The sequence below is a fragment of the Catellatospora sp. NPDC049609 genome, assembly GCF_040675365.1.
Taxonomy (GTDB): domain Bacteria; phylum Actinomycetota; class Actinomycetes; order Mycobacteriales; family Micromonosporaceae; genus Catellatospora.
The window spans coordinates 38,810-56,146 of the sequence record NZ_JBFAOU010000035.1 but is presented as its reverse complement, the minus strand read 5'-3'; the positions used below and the strand labels follow the sequence as shown (position 1 = coordinate 56,146).

Below are 17,337 nucleotides of genomic sequence, written 5' to 3'. Positions count from 1 at the left end.
CGTGCCCGTCCGCCGCCTGGAGGTAAGCGCATGAGCGAGCAGCCCGTCCCCGCCGCCCGGCACGACGACGACCGCCGCGCGGTCCCGGCGTGCAGCGCCTGGCCCGCAACCTGAGCTGCGTGCTGGGCGAGCCCGCACCCGACTCGCTGGTACGCGACGCGATGCGCTCGTACGCCCGCTACTGGCGGGAGGCGTTCCGGCTGCCGGGCAGGTCGAAGGCGCAGCTGCGCGACGGCTTCCGGCTGGCGGACTACGACAAGCTCGCCAAGGCGCACGAGGCGGGCACCGGCGCGATCGTGGCGCTGCCGCACGCGGGCAACTGGGACGCGGCCGGGGCGATGGTGACCGCGCACGGCCTGCCGCTGACCACGGTCGCCGAGCGGCTCAAGCCCGAGGGCCTCTACCGCCGGTTCCTGGAGTACCGCGAGAGCCTCGGCATGAGCATCATCCCGACCGTCGGCGGGCAGGGTTCGCCGATCGACGTGCTGGCGCAGCGGCTGGGGCAGGCGCACATCGTGCCGCTGCTGGCCGACCGGGACCTGTCCGCGCGCGGCGTCGAGGTCGACTTCTTCGGCGGGCGCACCCGGATGCCGGCCGGCCCGGCGATGCTGGCGCTACGCACCGGCGCGCCGCTGTTCGTCGTGGACATGTGGTACGAGCCGGACGCCGGCTGCGGCCGCGTGGTCGGCCCGCTGCCGGTGCCCGACGCCTCGGCGGGCTCCCTGGACGTCCGGGTGCGGCTGCTCACGCAGACGGTGGCCGACGGCCTCGCGCGCGGGATCGCGGCGCATCCGGCAGACTGGCACATGCTCCAGAAGCTCTGGCTGACCGAGCCGCCGATGCGCGACGCCGGGGCGGCCCGCCGCGCGGTGGCCTCCGCCGGCGCCACCGACCCCGAGGAGTGACGTGCGGATCGGGATCGTCTGCCCGTACTCGCTGGACGTGCCGGGCGGGGTGCAGTTCCACGTGCGCGACCTCGCCGAGACCCTGATCGCGATGGGGCACGAGGTGAGCGTGCTCGCGCCCGCCGACGACGACCAGCCCCTGCCGCCGTACGTGGTGGCCGCCGGGCGGGCGGTGCCGGTGCCGTACAACGGCTCGGTGGCGCGGCTCAACTTCGGCCCCATCTCCGCCGCGCGGGTGCGCCGCTGGCTGCACCACGGCGACTTCGACGTGCTGCACGTGCACGAGCCGCTGACCCCGAGCCTGTCGCTGCTGGCGGTGATGTCGGCGCGCGGCCCGGTGGTGGCGACGTTCCACACCGCGATGACCCGCTCGCGGGCGCTGGCGGCGGGGGCGCCGGTGGCCCGGGTGGTGCTGGAGCGCATCACCGGCCGCATCGCGGTCAGCGAGCTGGCCCGGCGGGTGCAGGTGGAGCACCTGGACGGCGGCGCAGTGGAGATCCCCAACGGGGTGTCCGTGGCGCAGTTCGCCGACGCCGAGCCGCTGCCGGGCTGGCCCGGCGCGTGCGGGCCGGGCCACGGCGGCACGGTCGGCTTCCTGGGCCGGTTCACCGAGCCGCGCAAGGGCTTCGACATCCTGGCGCGGGCGCTGGCCGAGGTGATGCCGGGCCGCCCCGGCATGCGGCTGCTGCTGGCCGGGCCGGGCGACCTGGACGAGATGGAGCTGCCGCCGGTGGTCGCCGAGCGCACCACCTTCCTGGGTCGGGTCTCCGAGCAGGACAAGGCGCGCATGCTGCGCAGCGTCGACCTCTACATCGCGCCTAACACCGGCGGCGAGTCGTTCGGCATGATCCTCACCGAGGCGATGGCGGCCGGGGCGCCGGTGGTCGCCACCGACCTCGACGCGTTCCGGCGGGTGCTCGACGGCGGCCGGGCGGGGGCGCTGTTCCCCAACGGCGACGCGGACCTGCTCGGGCAGACCATCGTCGAGCTGCTGGACGACACCGAGCGGCGCGAGGCGATGGCCGCGCACGCGGGCAAGGTGGTCGCGGCGTACGACTGGCCAGTGGTCGCCTCGCTGGTGCTGGAGGTCTACAACAGCGCGATCGAGGCGTGCGGGGAGACGGTCAGCGGCGCCGAGCCGCCGGCCGAGTGGTAGCCGGAACGTAGGGGAAACCCGGCACCACTACGATGCCCGGCATGGGTTGGGTGATCGGCGTGGTGGCCTTGGTGGTCGTGATCGCGTCGTATGTCACCTGGACCGCCGGCCGGGTGGACCGGCTGCACCTGCGCGCCGCGTCGGCGGGCCGGGCGCTGGACTCCCAGCTGGTGCGGCGTGCCGCGGCCGCGGCCGTGCTGGCCGAGAGCGACCTGGCGGGCGACCCGGCCGGGGCCGACCTCTACGCCGCGGCCCGTGCCGCGCTCGACGCCCGCGAGGACGACCGCGAGGCCTCCGAGAACGACCTGACCCGGGTGCTGCGCAAGCAGCCGCTGGACCCGGAGGAGCCGAACGGCGCCGCGGTCGTGGCGGCCAGCCGCCGGGTGGCGATCGCCCGGCAGGTGCACACCGACCTGGTCCGCGCCGCGCTGGCCTCGCGTGAGCGGCCGCTGGTGCGCCTGCTGCGTCTCAACCGCAAGCACCCGCGCCCGGCGTACTTCGACATCGACGACCCGACGGTCAGCGCCGTATAGTTCGTCACTCCCAGGAGTCGTCCCAGGTCACGCCTGTGACACAGGTCACAGGCCGGGCCACCGGGTGTCGATTGGCCGTCGGGCCGCCCGCGTGCCGCCACGTAGAATCGAGGCAGCGGAGCCCGCGCCGGCCCTGGTCGGGCGCGTTCGGCCCGCTGCTTTCGAGATCCCGTTGGTCAGGAGAAGCGCGACATCATGTCTGCAACCGAGTCTGTGAACGTACCGGTGACCGGCACCGCCCGCGTGAAGCGCGGCATGGCCGAGATGCTCAAGGGCGGCGTGATCATGGACGTCGTCAACGCGGAGCAGGCGAAGATCGCCGAGGACGCGGGCGCCGTCGCCGTCATGGCCCTCGAGCGCGTGCCCGCCGACATCCGCGCCCAGGGCGGCGTCTCCCGGATGAGCGACCCCGACATGATCGACGGCATCATCAACGCGGTCTCCATCCCGGTCATGGCCAAGGCCCGCATCGGCCACTTCGTCGAGGCCCAGGTGCTGCAGGCCCTCGGTGTGGACTACGTCGACGAGTCCGAGGTGCTCACCCCGGCCGACTACGCCAACCACATCGACAAATGGCAGTTCACCGTGCCGTTCGTCTGCGGCGCGACCAACCTGGGCGAGGCGCTGCGCCGCATCACCGAGGGCGCGGCCATGATCCGCTCCAAGGGCGAGGCCGGCACCGGTGACGTCTCCAACGCCACCACCCACATGCGGCAGATCCGACAGCAGATCCGGAGTCTCCAGAACCTGCCCGCTGACGAGCTCTACGTCGCCGCCAAGGAGCTGCAGGCGCCGTACGAGCTGGTCAAGGAGGTCGCGGAGACCGGCAAGCTGCCGGTCGTGTTGTTCACCGCGGGCGGCATCGCCACCCCGGCCGACGCCGCGATGATGATGCAGCTCGGCGCCGAGGGCGTGTTCGTCGGCTCCGGCATCTTCAAGTCGGGCAACCCGGCGCAGCGCGCCGAGGCGATCGTGAAGGCCACCACCTTCTACGACGACCCGGACGTGCTCGCCAAGGTCTCCCGCGGCCTGGGCGAGGCCATGGTCGGCATCAACGTCGACGAGATCCCGCAGCCGCACCGCCTGGCCGAGCGCGGCTGGTGACGACGGCAGTCCGTCGTTGAGCGTCGATCGCCGTCCGCGGTCGGGACCGGGGTGGCACCCCGTCGCCCGACCGCGGGCGGCGATCCCGCGTCCGGGGCGGGTGCCGCGTCGACAGCGCCCGGCGCCGGATCACGCGGGGCCGATGTCCCACTTGCGGATGTGGGAGAAGATCAGCTGGGTCTCCAGGTGGGCCACCTCGCGGCGTGAGGTGAAGCCGTCCAGCAGCAGGCGCTGCAGGTGCCCGGCGTCGCGGACGGCGACGTGCACCAGGAAGTCGTCCGGTCCCGCGATGTGGCTCAGCGCCACCGTCTCGGGCAGGTCCAGCACGAAGCGGATGAACGGCTCCACCACGTCGCGGTTGTGCGGGCGCACCCGCACCGCGATGTACGCCTGCAACGGCCGCCCGAGCGCCGCCGGATCCGCCTCCGCGTGGAACCCGGCCAGCACCCCGCGCCGCTGCAGCGCGCGCACCCGCTCCAGGCAGGTCGAGGCCGCCACGTTGACCCGCGCGGCGAGATCCTTGTTCGAGATCCGCGCATCGTTCTGCAGCTCGCGCAGGATCGCCGCGTCGACCGCATCAAGCACGGTGTTTTCCGCCATGTGCCGAAGACTATGCGGATGCGGTTTACCAGGGCCGAAGAAGGCCCGAAGATCCGCTGCATGACCTACGCCGTCGACACCCGTGCCGTGCACGCGGGCCGCGAAGACCTCGCCGAGCTCGGCGTCCACGCGCTGCCGCTGGACTTCTCCACCACGTACCCCATGCACGACCAGGTCGCCGCGGGCGCGGCCCTGGGCGCGTTCGCCGACGGGGCGGCCACCGCCGCGACCCCGGTGTACCAGCGGCTCTACAACCCGACCACGGCCCGCTTCGAGCAGGCCCTCGCCGAGCTGGAGGGCACCGAGGCCGCCGTCTCGTTCGCCTCCGGCATGGCCGCGATCACCGCCGTGCTGCAGGCCGCGTGCGTGCTCACCGGGAAGAAGCACGTGGTGGCGGTACGCCCGCTCTACGGCGGCACCGACCACCTGCTCTCCATCGGCCTGCTCGGCCTGTCCGTGACCTGGGTCGACCAGGACGAGGTCGCGGGCGCGATCCGCCCCGACACCGGCCTGGTCGTGGTCGAGACGCCGGGCAACCCGACGCTCAGCCTGGTCGACATCGCCACCGTCGCCATCCAGGCCGGCGACGTGCCGCTGCTGGTCGACAACACCTTCGCCACGCCGGTGCTGCAGAACCCCGCCCGGCTCGGCGCGTCCTACGTGGTGCACTCCGGCACCAAGTACCTCGGCGGGCACGGCGACGTGCTCGGCGGCGTCGTCGCCTGCGCCGAGCAGCGGGCCGGCGCGCTGCGCCAGGTGCGCATCCTGACCGGCGCGGTGCTCCACCCGCTGGGCGGCTACCTGCTGCACCGCGGCCTGGCCACGCTGCCGCTGCGGGTACGCGCCGCGCAGGCCACCGCCGCGACGCTGGCCGTGCGCCTGGCCGTGCACCGCGGGGTCGGCAAGGTGCACTACCCGGGCCTGCCCGGCAACGACCCGCGCAACCTCGTCGGCCGCCAGATGCGCGGACCCGGCGCGATGATCGCGTTCGAGACGACCGGCGACGCCGCCGCGGTGGTCGCCGCGCTGCGCCTGATCACCCCGGCGGTCAGCCTGGGCTCGGTGGACACGCTGATCGAGCACCCGGCGCTGCTCACCCACCGCCTCGTCGACGCCGACGGCAAGGAGACCGGCGGCATCACCCCGAACCTGCTGCGCATGTCGGTCGGCCTGGAGGACCCCGAGGACCTGTGGGCCGACCTGGACCGGGCGCTGACCGAGGCCGCCCGGGTCACGGTCGCGGCGCCCGTGCCGACGCCCGCGGCCGCGGCCACCGACGCCGGCCCGGCAGAGCGCGCGGTCACGGCCACCGAGCCGGCGGCGGCCGAGCCTCCGGCCTTCGCCGCGCCGCCCACCTCGCCGGCCTTCGCGGTCGCCGAGCCGGCGCACCCGGGCGCGAGCGCGTTGTCCGCCACATCGGCGCAGGCCGTGCTCGGGGGCGCGCCCGTACCGGCATAGACTCGACCTACAGTGGATGATCTTCTTGGGAGGACCCGTGCCTGACCTCGTCATCGGCGTGCTGGCGCTGCAGGGCGACGTACGCGAGCACCTGGCCGCGCTGGCCGAGTGCGACGTGATCGGGCGCCCGGTGCGCCGTCCCGAGGAGGTCGCCGACATCGACGCCCTGGTCATCCCGGGCGGCGAGTCCACCACCATGAGCAAGCTGGCGCTCGTGTTCGAGGTGTACGAGCCCGTACGCAAGCGGCTGGCCGAGGGCATGCCGGCGTACGGCTCGTGCGCCGGCATGATCATGCTCGCCGACGAGGTGCTCGACGGGCGGCCCGACCAGAAGACGTTCGGCGGCATCGCGATGACGGTGCGCCGCAACGCCTTCGGCCGCCAGGTCGACTCGTTCGAGGCCCCGGTCGACATCGCTGGCGTCGAGGGCGAGCCGGTGCACGCGATCTTCATCCGCGCGCCCTGGGTCGAGTCGGTCACCGGTGACGTCGAGGTGCTGGGCCGGGTCACCGCAGGCCCGGCCACCGGTAGGATGGTCGCGGTCCGGCAGGGCAACCTGCTGGCCACCTCGTTCCACCCGGAGCTCACCGGGGACCTGCGGGTGCACCGTCTCTTCGTCGACATGGTGCGTGACCAGGCCGCCTGACCCGGGCCGGGACCCATCACCAGCGCGCTGACGGAGGAATCGATGTCCGGCCACTCAAAGTGGGCGACGACCAAGCACAAGAAGGCGGCGATCGACGCCAAGCGGGGCAAGCTGTTCGCCCGCCTCATCAAGAACATCGAGGTGGCGGCGCGCACCGGCGGCGGGGACCCGATGGGCAACCCGACCCTCTTCGACGCGATCCAGAAGGCCAAGAAGAGCTCGGTCCCCAACGACAACATCGACCGCGCGGTCAAGCGGGGCTCCGGCCTGGAGGCCGGCGGCGCCGACTGGCAGACCATCATGTACGAGGGCTACGGCCCCAACGGGGTGGCGATCCTGATCGAGTGCCTCACCGACAACCGCAACCGGGCCGCGACCGAGGTGCGCACCGCGCTGACCCGCAACGGCGGCTCGCTGGCCGACGCCGGCTCGGTGTCGTACATGTTCTCCCGCAAGGGCCAGGTCATCGTGCCTAAGAACGGCCTGTCGGAGGACGACGTGCTCGGCGCGGTGCTCGACGCCGGCGCCGAGGAGTGCAACGACCTGGGCGAGTCGTTCGAGGTGATCAGCGAGGCGTCGGACCTGATCGGGGTGCGCTCCGCGCTGCAGGCCGCCGGGATCGACTACGAGTCGGCCGAGTCGACCTTCGTGCCCAGCGTGCAGGTGCCGCTGGACGAGGAGGCCGCGCGCAAGGTGCTGAAGCTGATCGACGTGCTCGACGACTGCGACGACGTGCAGGACGTGTTCGCCAACTTCGACATCTCCGACGAGATCATCGAGAAGATCGAGGCCTCCTGACCGGGGGCTCGCCGTACCGACGAAGATCGCCGTTCCGCGCCGCGGGCGGCGATCTTTCGTGTTTATGGGAAATTCGGGGGATACGACCGGCCGCCTTGGGCATCATGTCCCTATGGTCGAAGTCCTCAACCCCGGTGAGCTGGAGCGCGGTCTGACCGCCCTGGCCGGCTGGACCGGAGACGTGCACGGCATCTCCCGCACCGTGAAGCTGCCCAGCTTCCCCGCCGCGCTGGCCGTGGTGGCCCAGGTGGGGGAGGCGGCGGAGAGCATGGACCACCATCCGGACATCGACATCCGCTATCGCCACCTCACCTTCACCTGCTGCACCCACGCCGCGGGCGGCCTCACCGAGCTGGACCTGCGCCTGGCCCGCCTGATCGACGACATCGTCACCCAGGCCACCGCCGAGCAGAACGCCACCCACTGACCCTTGGTCTTGCGCGAGCCCGCCTTTTGCATAGACGTTGGCCTATCTGGATGACTTTGATCTTAGTTTTGTCATCCAGATAGGCCAACGTCTATCGCGGCCTGGCCTGGCCCGGCCCGGCCCGGCCCGGCCCGGCCCGGCGCGGTGTAGCGCGGCAGGGCGCGGTGCGGCAGGGTGTGGCGCGGTGCGGTGCCGGTCGCGAGCGTTAAGAAGGGCACCTTCTACAACGCATGGCGTTAAGAAGGTGCCCTTCCTTTCGTGGGTCAGTCGGCGAGGCGGTCGGGGGTGACCGTGATGATGCTGAAGAAGGCGCCCTGGGGGTCGGACAGGACGGCGAAGCGGCCGGGCGGGATGTCGGTGGGCGGGACGGAGACGGTGCCGCCGAGCTCCTGGGCCAGGCGGGCGGACTCGTCGCAGTCGGCGACGTGGAAGTACACCATCCAGTGCGGCGGCAGGTCCTCCGGCCACATGTCGCCCTCCATCGGCATCATGCCGGCGACGCGGGCCCCGTCGAGCTGGAACTCGGTGTAGGTGGCGGGGCCGAACGCCATGTCCTGCGGCTTCCAGCCGAACACCGAGCCGTAGAAGATCTTCGAACCCTCGGGGTCGCGGGTGGTCAGCTCGTTCCAGGCCAGCGTGCCGGGCCGGCGGAAGATCTCGCCGCCGCCGTGGGTGCCGGGCTGCCAGACCGCGAACATCGCGCCGGCCTGGTCCAGGAAGACCGCCATCCGGCCGTAGCCGAGCACGTCGAACGGCTCCAGCAGGACGTTGCCCCCGGCCGCGGTCACCTTGGCGGCGGTCGCCGCCGCGTCGGTGGTCTCCACGTAGGTCGTCCACATCGGTGGCTGGCTCTCGCCCTGGATCGGCCCTGCCCCGGCGACCTGCCTGCCGTCGATGCGGAAGGTCGTGTAGCCGCCTGCCTCGGGCTCGGGGCTCACCTCGGGGTCCCAGCCGAACAGTTCCGTGTAGAACTCGGTCGCGCTCTTCAGGTCGGTGGTGCTCAGGTCGACCCAGGTCGGAACGCCGGGTGCGTTGGCCATGCCGATACCCCTCCGCATTTATGTGATCCGGACCGGTTTGTCCGCTTCCCATCGATGGTGGCACGGAGCGCGCCCGGAACCCGGCGAATCGCACATCGTCGACGTGTCATTTGTGTGGCCGCGTTACATGGCTGTTGCTCCCCGGTGCGCCATACGTTTCCCGGCATTCGAAGTGAGCCGGATCACGTGGCCCGAACCACCTCAAGGAGCAGCAGATGAGCGCAGATCCCCCGGCTTTGCGCGCCCGCGGCCTGACCAAGGACTTCCGCGGGTTCCGGGCGGTCGACGGGGTCGACCTCACCGTGGCGGCGGGCAGCGTGCACGCCCTGGTCGGCCCGAACGGCGCCGGCAAGACGACGCTGTTCAACCTGCTCACCGGTTTCCTGCCGGTGACCGCGGGCCGGATCGAGGTGGCCGGCGCCGACGTCACCGGGCTGGCCCCGGAGGGGTTCGCCCGGCGCGGCGTGGCCCGCTCCTTCCAGATCACCAGCCTGTTCGGACAGCTGACCGCCCGCGAGCACGTCGAGCTGGCGCTGCAGAGCGGATCGTCGCTGGCCTGGCAGTTCTGGCGGTCGGCGAAGCTGATGCGGCGGCACACCCCGCGGGCCATGGCGCTGCTGGACATGGTCGGCCTGGCCGACCTGGCCGAGACGACCGCCGACGCGCTGGCGTACGGCCGCAAGCGCGCCCTGGAGCTGGCCCTGGCCCTGGCCCTGGAGCCGTCGGTGCTGCTGCTGGACGAGCCCACGGCCGGCATGGGCCTGGAGGACGTGGACCGCACGGTGGACCTGATCGGCACGGTCGGCAAGGGCCGGACCGTGGTGATGGTGGAGCACAACATGTCGGTCGTCGGCGCGCTGGCCGACCGGGTCACCGTGCTGCAGGCGGGCCGGGTGCTGGTCGAGGGCGCCTACGACGAGGTACGCGCGGACGAGCGCGTGATCAGCGCCTACCTGGGTGAGGGAGCCGGCCGTGCTGCGCATTGATGATCTTTCGGCCTGGTACGGCGAGGCGCGCGTGCTGCGCGGCGTCAGCCTCGACATCGCGGCGGGCGAGGTGGTGACCCTGTGCGGGCGCAACGGCGCCGGCAAGACCACGCTGCTGCGCTGCGTGATGGGCCTGCACGCGGGCCAGCAGGGCCTGGTGGAGCTGGACGGCCGGCCGCTGACCGGGCAGCCGGCGCACCGCCGCGCCCGCGCCGGGCTGGGCTGGGTGCCCGACGACCGCGGCTGCTACGCCACGCTCACCGTCAACGAGACGCTGACCCTGCCGCCCGTGGTCGGGCCGGACCCGTGGCCGCTGGAGCGGGTGTACGAGGCGTTCCCGCACCTGCGCGCCCGCTGGTACGCCCCGTCGACCACCCTGTCCGGCGGCGAGCAGCAGATGCTCGCGCTGGCCCGGGTGCTGCGGATGGGCGCCCGGCTGCTGCTGTGCGACGAGCCCACCGAAGGGCTGAGCCCGCTGCTGGTCGCGCAGGTCGGCGACATCCTGCGCCAGGCCAAGCAGCACGGGGTCGCCGTGCTGCTGGTCGAGCAGAACCTGCGCTTCGCCACGACCGTGGCCGACCGCCATCACCTGCTGGCGGAGGGGCGCGTCGTGGAGTCGCTGGAGAACTCCGAGGTCGCCGCCCGCGAGCAGGACCTGCTGGCCTACCTCGGCATCTGAAACGCACACCCACCCCTAGGGAGAGTTTCATGCGTACCAAAGCATCGGCGGCCGTGCTCTGCGCCACCGCGCTGCTCGCCTCGGCCTGCGGCGGGGGCGGCCCCCAGTCCGCGGGCGGCTCGGGCGGGCTGTCCGACGGCAAGGTCGTATTCGGCGTGCTCAACGACCAGTCGGGCGCGTACTCGCAGCTGTCGGGCAAGAACTCGGTCAACGCGGTCCAGCTGGCCATCGAGGACTACCAGACGAAGTACGGCGACAAGGCCGTGGTCAAGGAGTTCGGGGTGGAGAGCGTCGACCACCAGAACAAGCCGGACGTGGCCAACGCCAAGGCCGCCGAGCTCTACGACCGCAAGGCCGTCGACGTGATCCTCGACGTGCCGACCTCGTCGGCCGCGCTGAAGGTCGCCGACGTGGCCAAGGAGAAGAAGAAGCTCTACTTCAACATCTCCGCCGCGACCACCGACCTGACCGGCAAGTCCTGCAACAAGTACACGTTCCACTACGCGTACGACACGTACATGCTGGCCAACGGCACCGGGCGCAACACCACCGAGCAGGGCGCGAAGAACTGGTACATCGTGTACCCGGACTACGCGTTCGGCCAGGACATGGAGAAGAGCTTCTCGGCCGCGGTCACCGGCGCGGGCGGCACCATCGTCAGCCGCGACGCCGCGCCGTTCCCCAACACCAGCGGCGACTTCTCGACGTACCTGCTCAAGGCGCCGACGCTGAGCCCGAAGCCGGACGTGCTGGGCACCATGCAGGCCGGCGCGGAGCTGGTCGCGCTGGTCAAGCAGTACAACGAGTTCAAGCTGCGGGAGAAGGGCGTGGGCCTCGCGGTCGGCCTGATGTTCCTCACCGACATCCACTCGCTGACCCCGGCCGCGCTGGCCGGCACCACCTACACCGACGCCTGGTACTGGAACTACGACCTGGTCAACCGCGAGTTCGCGGACCGCTTCAAGAAGGTCACCGGCGCCCGCCCGACGTTCGCGCACGCCGCGAACTACTCCGCGGCCCTGCAGTACCTGGAGGCCGTGCAGGCCGCCGGCACCGACGGCGCCGACGCCGTGGTCGGCCAGCTGGAGGGCAAGACCGTCTCCGACGTCTTCCTGCGCAACGGCAGGATCCGCGCCGAGGACCACCGCGTCGTCCACGACGCGTACCTCGCCCAGGTCAAGCAGCCCAGCGAGGTCACCGAGGAGTGGGACTACGTCAAGATCCTGCTGACCATCCCGGCCGACAAGGCCTTCCGCGCCCCCAGCCCGGACTGCAAGCTCTCCTGACGCCCTGAAAGGAAGGGCACCTTCTTAACGCCATGCGTTGTAGAAGGTGCCCTTCCAAACCTGGAAGGCTCCGCACCGCTCATGGTCAATTTTCTGCAGCACACCTTCAACGGGCTGGTGGGGGGCGCGTTCCTGGCGCTGCTCGCCCTCGGCCTCGCGGTCATCTTCGGCATGCTCCGCGTCGTCAACTTCGCCCACGGGGCGATCTACATGCTCGGCGCGTTCGGGGCGTACGTCCTGCTCACCGAGGTCGGCCTGTCGTTCTGGTGGGCGCTGCTGCTGATGCCGCTGCTGCTCGCCCTGTTCGGGATGGCGGTGGAGCGGCTGCTGGTGGCCCGCCTGGCCCGGCTCGACCCGCTCTACAACTTCCTGCTCACCTTCGGCCTGACGCTGATCCTGCAGGACGCCGTGAAGTCCCGCTACGGCGTGCAGTCCAGCCCGTACGACGCGCCCGCGCTGCTGTCGGGCACGGTCGACCTGGGCGCCTTCGACTTCCCGGCGTACCGCGTCTTCGTGCTGGTCATGGCACTGGCGGTGTGCGCCGCGGTGTGGTGGCTGCTCACCCGCACCCGGGTCGGCATGGTGGTGCGCGCCGCGACCGAGCGCCCCGAGCTGAGCACCGCGCTCGGCATCGACGTGGGTCGGTGGGTGACCCCGGTGTTCGGCTTCGGCATCGGCCTGGCCGGGCTGGCCGGCGTGCTGGCCGCCCCGATCCGCGCGGTGAACCCGCTGATGGGCGCCGACCTGATCATCGTGGTGTTCGCGGTGGTGGTCATCGGCGGCCTGGGCTCCATCTTCGGCTCGGTCGCCGCCGGGTTCGCGATCGGCCTGGTGCAGGCCTGGGTGCAGGCGCTCGGCGAGGACTGGGCGCTGCTGTCGCAGGTGCTGGTCTTCCTGGTCATGGCCGGGGTGCTGCTGTGGCGCCCGGCGGGCCTGTTCGGCCGAGAGGAGGCCCCGGCATGAGCGGGCCCACCCGTCAGGTCAGCGCGGCCCACGCCGCCGCCCAGCGCACCGAGGAGCAGTCATGAGCGAGGTCGTCGAAGACCAGACCACGGGGGTACGCGCGCAGCCCGGCGCCCCGGCGTCCGCGCCGGCCACGGCCCCGGTGGACACCGCCGTGCGCGACGGCGCGACCGAGCCGGACCGCTCCGGCACGATCCTGCCCCGCTGGCTGCGCTGGACACTGGCCGGTGCGGCGGTGCTGGTCGCCCTGCTGCTGCCGTTCGGGCTCTACCCGACGGTGGCCGTGGACATCGCCTGCTGGGCGCTGTTCGCGGTCGCGGTGGACCTGCTGCTCGGGTACACCGGCCTGATGTCGTTCGGGCACGCCGCCTTCTGGGGCACCTCGGCGTACGCGACCGGCCTGGCCGCGGTCGCCTGGGGCCTGCCGTTCCCGGTCGCGGTGCTGCTCGGGGCGCTGGCCGCGACCGTGCTGGCGATCCCCGTCGGCTATCTCGCCGTCAAGCGGGTCGGCATCTACTTCGCGATGGTCACTCTCGCCTTCGCGCAGATGGTGTACTACATCGCCAACCAGTGGCGCTCGGTCACCGGCGGCGAGAACGGCCTGCAGCAGGTGCCGCGCGAGCTGTTCGGCCTCGACCTGTCCGACGAGTTCTTCTACTACTACGCGGCGCTGCCGATGGTGGCGGGCGGGCTGTTCCTGGTCTGGCGGACGGTGCACTCGCCGTTCGGCCGGGTGCTGGTCGCGATCCGGGACAACCCGGCCCGCGCCCGCGCGCTCGGCTACCCGGTGCACCGGTACAAGCTGGCCGCGTTCCTGCTGTCGGCGTTCACCGCCGGGCTGGGCGGGGGGCTGTTCGCGGTCGGGCACCGGTTCGTGTCGCTGGACGTGCTGCACTGGACCACCTCGGGCAAGGCCGTGATCGTGGTGGTGCTCGGCGGCATCGGCACGCTGTGGGGCCCGGTGCTCGGCGCGGCCGGCGTGATCCGGCTGGAGGACTGGCTGTCCTTCGCGGGCTTCGAGCAGATCGGCCTGGTCACCGGCGGCGTCTTCGTGGTCGCCGTCCTCGTCTTCCGCCGCGGCCTCTACGGCACCGTCCGCCACTGGCTCCGCCGCCGCACCTGACCACCCGCCCCGTGACCGCCACCCGGCCGGGCGCCGGTCTCATGATCGTCCGACTTGCCAGGCAACTGGGCGGATGCGCGGCCAAGATACGCCCATCTGCCAGGCAGGTCGGATGATCATCGTGGGCGCCCTGGCATGTTGCCGGGGCGCCTGCTGTTGGAAGGGGGAGTGGGGTGGGTCACTTTCGATACGGGACGGTTCCGTATCGAGTGGGTGCGGCGTAACGTCGCCTGCGATACGGAACTGTGCCGTATCGGAATCCTGGGGGATGGAAGAACGTGGACTCTGCGAACACCGGGCATCCGAGACGCTGGGCGATTCTCGGCGTGCTGGTGATCAGCCTGCTCGTGGTCGTGCTCGACAACACCGTGCTCAACGTGGCGATGCGGACGCTCGCCGACCCCGTCCACGGCCTGGGGGCGACCCAGAGCCAGCTGGAGTGGGCCATCAACTCGTACACCCTGGTCTTCGCGGGCCTGCTGTTCAGCTTCGGCGTGCTCGGCGACCGGTGGGGCCGCAAGCGTTTCCTGCTCATCGGCCTGGTGCTGTTCGGCATCGCGTCGCTGCTGTCGGCGTACGCGCAGGACCCGGGCCAGCTCATCGCGGCCCGCGCCTTCATGGGCGTCGGCGGCGCGGCGATCATGCCGGTGACGCTCTCGATCATCTCGAACGTGTTCGACCCGCGCGAGCGGGGCAAGGCGATCGGCATCTGGGCGGGCTCGGTGGGCCTGGCCGTGGCGATCGGCCCGCTGCTCGGCGGCTTCCTGCTGGAGCACTTCTGGTGGGGCTCCGTCTTCATGATCAATATCCCGATCATCCTGTTCGGCCTGGTCGCGGTGGCGCTGCTGGTGCCCGAGTCGCGCGACCCCAAGCCGGGCCGCATCGACCTGGTCGGCGTGGTGCTGTCCGTGGTCGGCCTGGTGGCTCTGGTGTACGGCATCGTCGACGGCGGCGAGCACGGCTTCGGCCGCCCGGAGGTCTGGGCCTCGATCGGCCTCGGCGCGGCGGTGCTGGCGGCGTTCATCTGGTGGGAGGCGCGCACCACGCACCCGTCGCTGGACGTGACGCTGTTCCGCGACGCGCGCTTCTCCGCCTCGGTGGCCAGCATCGGCCTGCTGTTCTTCGCCTCGATGGGCTCGTTCTTCTTCGTCGGCTTCTACCTGCAGCTGGTGCGGGACTACTCGCCCATGGAGAGCGGGGCGCTGCTGGTGCCGTTCGCCGTGGGGCAGATGGTGTTCGCGCCGCTGAGCACGAACCTGGTGAAGAAGTTCGGCATGCGCGCCGTGTCGGCGGGCGGCATCCTGCTGGCCTCGGCCACCTTCGCGGTGCTGGCCACGCTCCAGGTGGACACCCCGATCTGGGTCGTGGTGGTCAACTTCTTCTTCATGGGCGCCGGCATGGCCAACGTGATGCCGCCCGCGACCAACACCATCATGTCGGTGCTGCCGCGGGAGAAGGCGGGCGTCGGCTCGGCGGTGTCGAACACGGTGCGGCAGGTCGCGGTGGCGATGGGCGTGGCCGTGCTCGGCTCGGTCGTCGCCGGCGTCTACCGCGGCCAGGTGGAGACCGCGACGGCCGGGCTCCCCGAGCCGGTGCGGGAGGCCGCCAACGAGTCCATCGCCGGGGCGTACGGCGTCGCGGCGCGGCTCGGCGAGGCCGGGCAGCCGCTGGTCACCGCGGCCAACGACGCGTTCGTGCACGCCATGCACTGGGCCGCGCTCGGCTCGACGCTGGTCGGCCTGATCGCCGCCGTCGTGGTGGTGCGCTGGATGCCCAAGCGCGCGGACATGTCCGCCGGTCCCGGTGGTGCCGGTGCCCCGGCCGGTCCGGCGCGCGACGGCGCCGCGGTGCCCATCAACGCCGCTCCCGCGGGCGGCGGGGCGGGCGCCGAGGGCGGCGTACAGCGTCCGTCGCGGCTGTCCAGGGTCGGGTAAGGTTCGCTCGTCATGACTGAGCTTGCCGACACCCCGGTACAGCCGGGAGCTGCGCGGACGCAGGGGCGTCCGCGCAGTTCCCGTGCCCACGAGGCGATCCTCGAAGCCGTGCTGGACCTGCTGGCCGAGGGCGTGTCCGTCGAGACGCTGAGCATGGAGGCGATCGCGGCGCGGGCCGGGGTCGGCAAGGCCACCATCTACCGGCGCTGGGCGGGCAAGGACGACCTGCTGCTGGAGGCGCTGGTCAAGCTCAAGGGGCCGCCGCCGCAGCCCGAGGGCGACTCGGTGCGCGCGGACATGATCCGCCTGCTCACCGTGGTCGGGCCGAAGGACGAGCGTGCCGTCCGGGTGATGCCGTGCCTGTTCCCGGAGGTGCACCGCAGCTCCGAGGCGTACCGCATCTGGCAGGAGGCGATGGCCGAGCCCCGCCGCGAGGTGATGCGCCAGGTGCTGCGGCGCGGCATCGCCGCCGGCGAGCTGCGCGCCGGCATCGACGTCGAGATCGCGGTGTCGATGCTGATCAGCCCGATGCTGCTGCACCGCATGGTGCGCTGGAACCCGGCCCTCGACGGCTACGAGGACCTGGCCGAGCAGGTCGTCGACGTGGTGCTGCGCGGCATCGCCGCCTGAGCCCCGCCGTCGTCTGAGCGGCGCCGTCTCCGCCGGGGTGGGGCATCACCGCCTGGGCGCGCCCGCCCGGTGCGCGCTCGGTGCCGGATCGTGCCGGTGCGTCGTCGCCCCACGACGCGCCAAGGGACGCTCCGGGTGCCGCCGGAACCCGGCTCGCCGCGGCGGCGCGGTCGCGCGCGCCGTACGACTCACCACGTCCCGCCAGGCGGTGATGCGGTCCCGCGCCGCCTGCCCCAAGGCGGGCGGGGGTCAACGGGTCAGGCCGGGGCGTGTGCCGCCAGGAACGCGGTCACCTTGGCGCGGACCGTGTCGGACGCGCCGCCCAGGCCGGGCGTCAGCAGGAACACCCCGTGCGAGTCGGTCGGCACCACGAGCAGCTCGCTGCCGGTCGCCTGCGGCGTCAGGCCGTGCAGCTCGCGGGCGCTGTCGGCGAAGCTGGACTCGAACTCGCCAGCGGCGTAGAGCACCGGCATGGTCAGCTTCGGCGCGGCGTCGAGCGCGTTGGCGCCGAACACCGAGGGCGCCGACAGGGACACCACCGCGGCCGGCGCCGGGGTGACGGTGGGCGCCGCGGCGAGCACCGCCGTGCCGCCCATCGAGGCGCCGATCAGCACGATCGACGTCGCGCCGTCGTCGCGCAGCACCTGCGCGGCCATCACGACCTGCTGGGTGTTGCTCGACGTGCCCGCCGTGGACACGCCGAACCCGCCGAAGTCGAACGCCAGCACCCGGTAGCCCTGCCCGGCCAGCTCCTGCGCGTACGGCAGCCACTGGCACACGTCGCCGCCGTTCTGGTGGGCCAGCACGATGCCGGTCCGGCCGGTGCCGAGCAGGAGGCCGCCGAGGTCGGCGCCGTCGGTGCCGAAGCGGGCCTGCCGGGTGCCCGGCGGCGGCTCGCAGGTGCTGCCCGCGCCGAGGCCGGTCGGGCTGGGCGCGGGCGCCGGCTCCCCGCCGCCGCAGGCGGACAGGCCCAGCAGGAGTACGGCGGCGGCCAGGGCGGTTCTTCTCATCGGGTCTCCTCAGCGGACGGACGGCACACGGCGCGCAGGCCGTCGTCTGTCAGTACCGC

The 17,337-nt window shown here is 72.3% G+C and carries 17 protein-coding genes and 1 pseudogene; 15 read left to right on the top strand and 3 right to left on the bottom strand.

Going from position 1 to position 17,337, the window contains the following annotated elements; genetic code table 11:
* Positions 1 to 80: 80 nt before the first annotated feature.
* The 4 genes and pseudogenes from AB0J67_RS13185 to pdxS form a co-directional block, all read left to right on the top strand.
* Positions 81 to 905: pseudogene (locus tag AB0J67_RS13185) on the top strand (phosphatidylinositol mannoside acyltransferase); the annotation flags it as partial.
* A 1-nt stretch (position 906) separates the two neighbouring features.
* Positions 907 to 2,061: a glycosyltransferase family 4 protein gene (locus AB0J67_RS13180; RefSeq protein WP_363480777.1), complete on the top strand. Its 1,155-nt coding sequence runs from the start codon at positions 907 to 909 to the stop codon at positions 2,059 to 2,061.
* A 41-nt stretch (positions 2,062 to 2,102) separates the two neighbouring features.
* Positions 2,103 to 2,594, top strand: a complete 492-nt coding sequence (locus AB0J67_RS13175; protein WP_363480774.1) for a hypothetical protein — start codon at positions 2,103 to 2,105, stop codon at positions 2,592 to 2,594.
* A 213-nt stretch (positions 2,595 to 2,807) separates the two neighbouring features.
* Positions 2,808 to 3,698 (top strand): pyridoxal 5'-phosphate synthase lyase subunit PdxS, encoded by an 891-nt coding sequence (gene pdxS / locus AB0J67_RS13170; RefSeq protein ID WP_363480771.1) that lies wholly within the window; start codon positions 2,808 to 2,810, stop codon positions 3,696 to 3,698.
* 129 nt (positions 3,699 to 3,827) lie between these two features.
* Here pdxS and AB0J67_RS13165 read toward each other — a convergent pair whose 3' ends face one another.
* On the bottom strand, positions 3,828 to 4,298 hold the full coding sequence (locus AB0J67_RS13165; RefSeq protein WP_363480768.1) for an Lrp/AsnC family transcriptional regulator: 471 nt from the start codon (positions 4,296 to 4,298) through the stop codon (positions 3,828 to 3,830).
* Positions 4,299 to 4,358: 60 nt separating this feature from the next.
* On the opposite strand from AB0J67_RS13165, the gene AB0J67_RS13160 reads away from it, so the two are divergent.
* From AB0J67_RS13160 to AB0J67_RS13145, 4 genes are all read left to right on the top strand, one after another.
* Positions 4,359 to 5,756, top strand: coding sequence for an aminotransferase class I/II-fold pyridoxal phosphate-dependent enzyme (locus tag AB0J67_RS13160; RefSeq protein WP_363480765.1), 1,398 nt, complete (start codon positions 4,359 to 4,361; stop codon positions 5,754 to 5,756).
* Between the two features lie 37 nt (positions 5,757 to 5,793).
* Positions 5,794 to 6,402, top strand: coding sequence for a pyridoxal 5'-phosphate synthase glutaminase subunit PdxT (gene pdxT / locus AB0J67_RS13155; RefSeq protein ID WP_363480762.1), 609 nt, complete (start codon positions 5,794 to 5,796; stop codon positions 6,400 to 6,402).
* Between the two features lie 42 nt (positions 6,403 to 6,444).
* On the top strand, positions 6,445 to 7,200 hold the full coding sequence (locus AB0J67_RS13150) for a YebC/PmpR family DNA-binding transcriptional regulator (protein WP_363480759.1): 756 nt from the start codon (positions 6,445 to 6,447) through the stop codon (positions 7,198 to 7,200).
* Between the two features lie 112 nt (positions 7,201 to 7,312).
* On the top strand, positions 7,313 to 7,627 hold the full coding sequence (locus AB0J67_RS13145) for a 4a-hydroxytetrahydrobiopterin dehydratase (protein ID WP_363480756.1): 315 nt from the start codon (positions 7,313 to 7,315) through the stop codon (positions 7,625 to 7,627).
* Positions 7,628 to 7,890: 263 nt separating this feature from the next.
* Here AB0J67_RS13145 and AB0J67_RS13140 read toward each other — a convergent pair whose 3' ends face one another.
* The gene (locus AB0J67_RS13140) at positions 7,891 to 8,667 is read right to left on the bottom strand and encodes a VOC family protein (protein WP_363480753.1); all 777 of its coding nucleotides are present in this window, start codon (positions 8,665 to 8,667) and stop codon (positions 7,891 to 7,893) included.
* Positions 8,668 to 8,882: 215 nt separating this feature from the next.
* On the opposite strand from AB0J67_RS13140, the gene AB0J67_RS13135 reads away from it, so the two are divergent.
* The 7 genes from AB0J67_RS13135 to AB0J67_RS13105 all read left to right on the top strand — a co-directional run bounded on the left by AB0J67_RS13135 (position 8,883) and on the right by AB0J67_RS13105 (position 16,268).
* Positions 8,883 to 9,653 (top strand): ABC transporter ATP-binding protein, encoded by a 771-nt coding sequence (locus AB0J67_RS13135; protein WP_363480750.1) that lies wholly within the window; start codon positions 8,883 to 8,885, stop codon positions 9,651 to 9,653.
* The gene (locus AB0J67_RS13130; RefSeq protein WP_363480747.1) at positions 9,640 to 10,332 is read left to right on the top strand and encodes an ABC transporter ATP-binding protein; all 693 of its coding nucleotides are present in this window, start codon (positions 9,640 to 9,642) and stop codon (positions 10,330 to 10,332) included. The genes AB0J67_RS13135 and AB0J67_RS13130 overlap by 14 nt, the downstream gene beginning before the upstream one ends.
* Positions 10,333 to 10,361: 29 nt before the next feature.
* A complete protein-coding gene (locus AB0J67_RS13125) occupies positions 10,362 to 11,618 on the top strand; it encodes an ABC transporter substrate-binding protein (protein WP_363480744.1) in 1,257 nt (418 codons plus the stop codon).
* Between the two features lie 81 nt (positions 11,619 to 11,699).
* Complete coding sequence (locus AB0J67_RS13120) at positions 11,700 to 12,581, top strand: branched-chain amino acid ABC transporter permease (RefSeq protein ID WP_363480741.1); 882 nt, start codon at positions 11,700 to 11,702, stop codon at positions 12,579 to 12,581.
* Positions 12,582 to 12,642: 61 nt separating this feature from the next.
* Entirely contained in the window at positions 12,643 to 13,704 is a 1,062-nt protein-coding gene (locus AB0J67_RS13115; RefSeq protein WP_363480738.1) for a branched-chain amino acid ABC transporter permease, read from the top strand.
* Between the two features lie 278 nt (positions 13,705 to 13,982).
* Positions 13,983 to 15,638, top strand: coding sequence for an MFS transporter (locus AB0J67_RS13110; RefSeq protein WP_363480736.1), 1,656 nt, complete (start codon positions 13,983 to 13,985; stop codon positions 15,636 to 15,638).
* A 12-nt stretch (positions 15,639 to 15,650) separates the two neighbouring features.
* Positions 15,651 to 16,268 carry a TetR/AcrR family transcriptional regulator gene (locus tag AB0J67_RS13105; protein ID WP_363480733.1) on the top strand — a complete coding sequence of 206 codons (618 nt, stop codon included), beginning with the start codon at positions 15,651 to 15,653 and terminating at the stop codon, positions 16,266 to 16,268.
* Positions 16,269 to 16,525: 257 nt separating this feature from the next.
* Here the strand turns inward: AB0J67_RS13105 and AB0J67_RS13100 are convergent, their stop codons facing one another.
* Positions 16,526 to 17,278: an alpha/beta fold hydrolase gene (locus AB0J67_RS13100; protein ID WP_363480730.1), complete on the bottom strand. Its 753-nt coding sequence runs from the start codon at positions 17,276 to 17,278 to the stop codon at positions 16,526 to 16,528.
* Between the last annotated feature and the right edge of the window lie 59 nt (positions 17,279 to 17,337).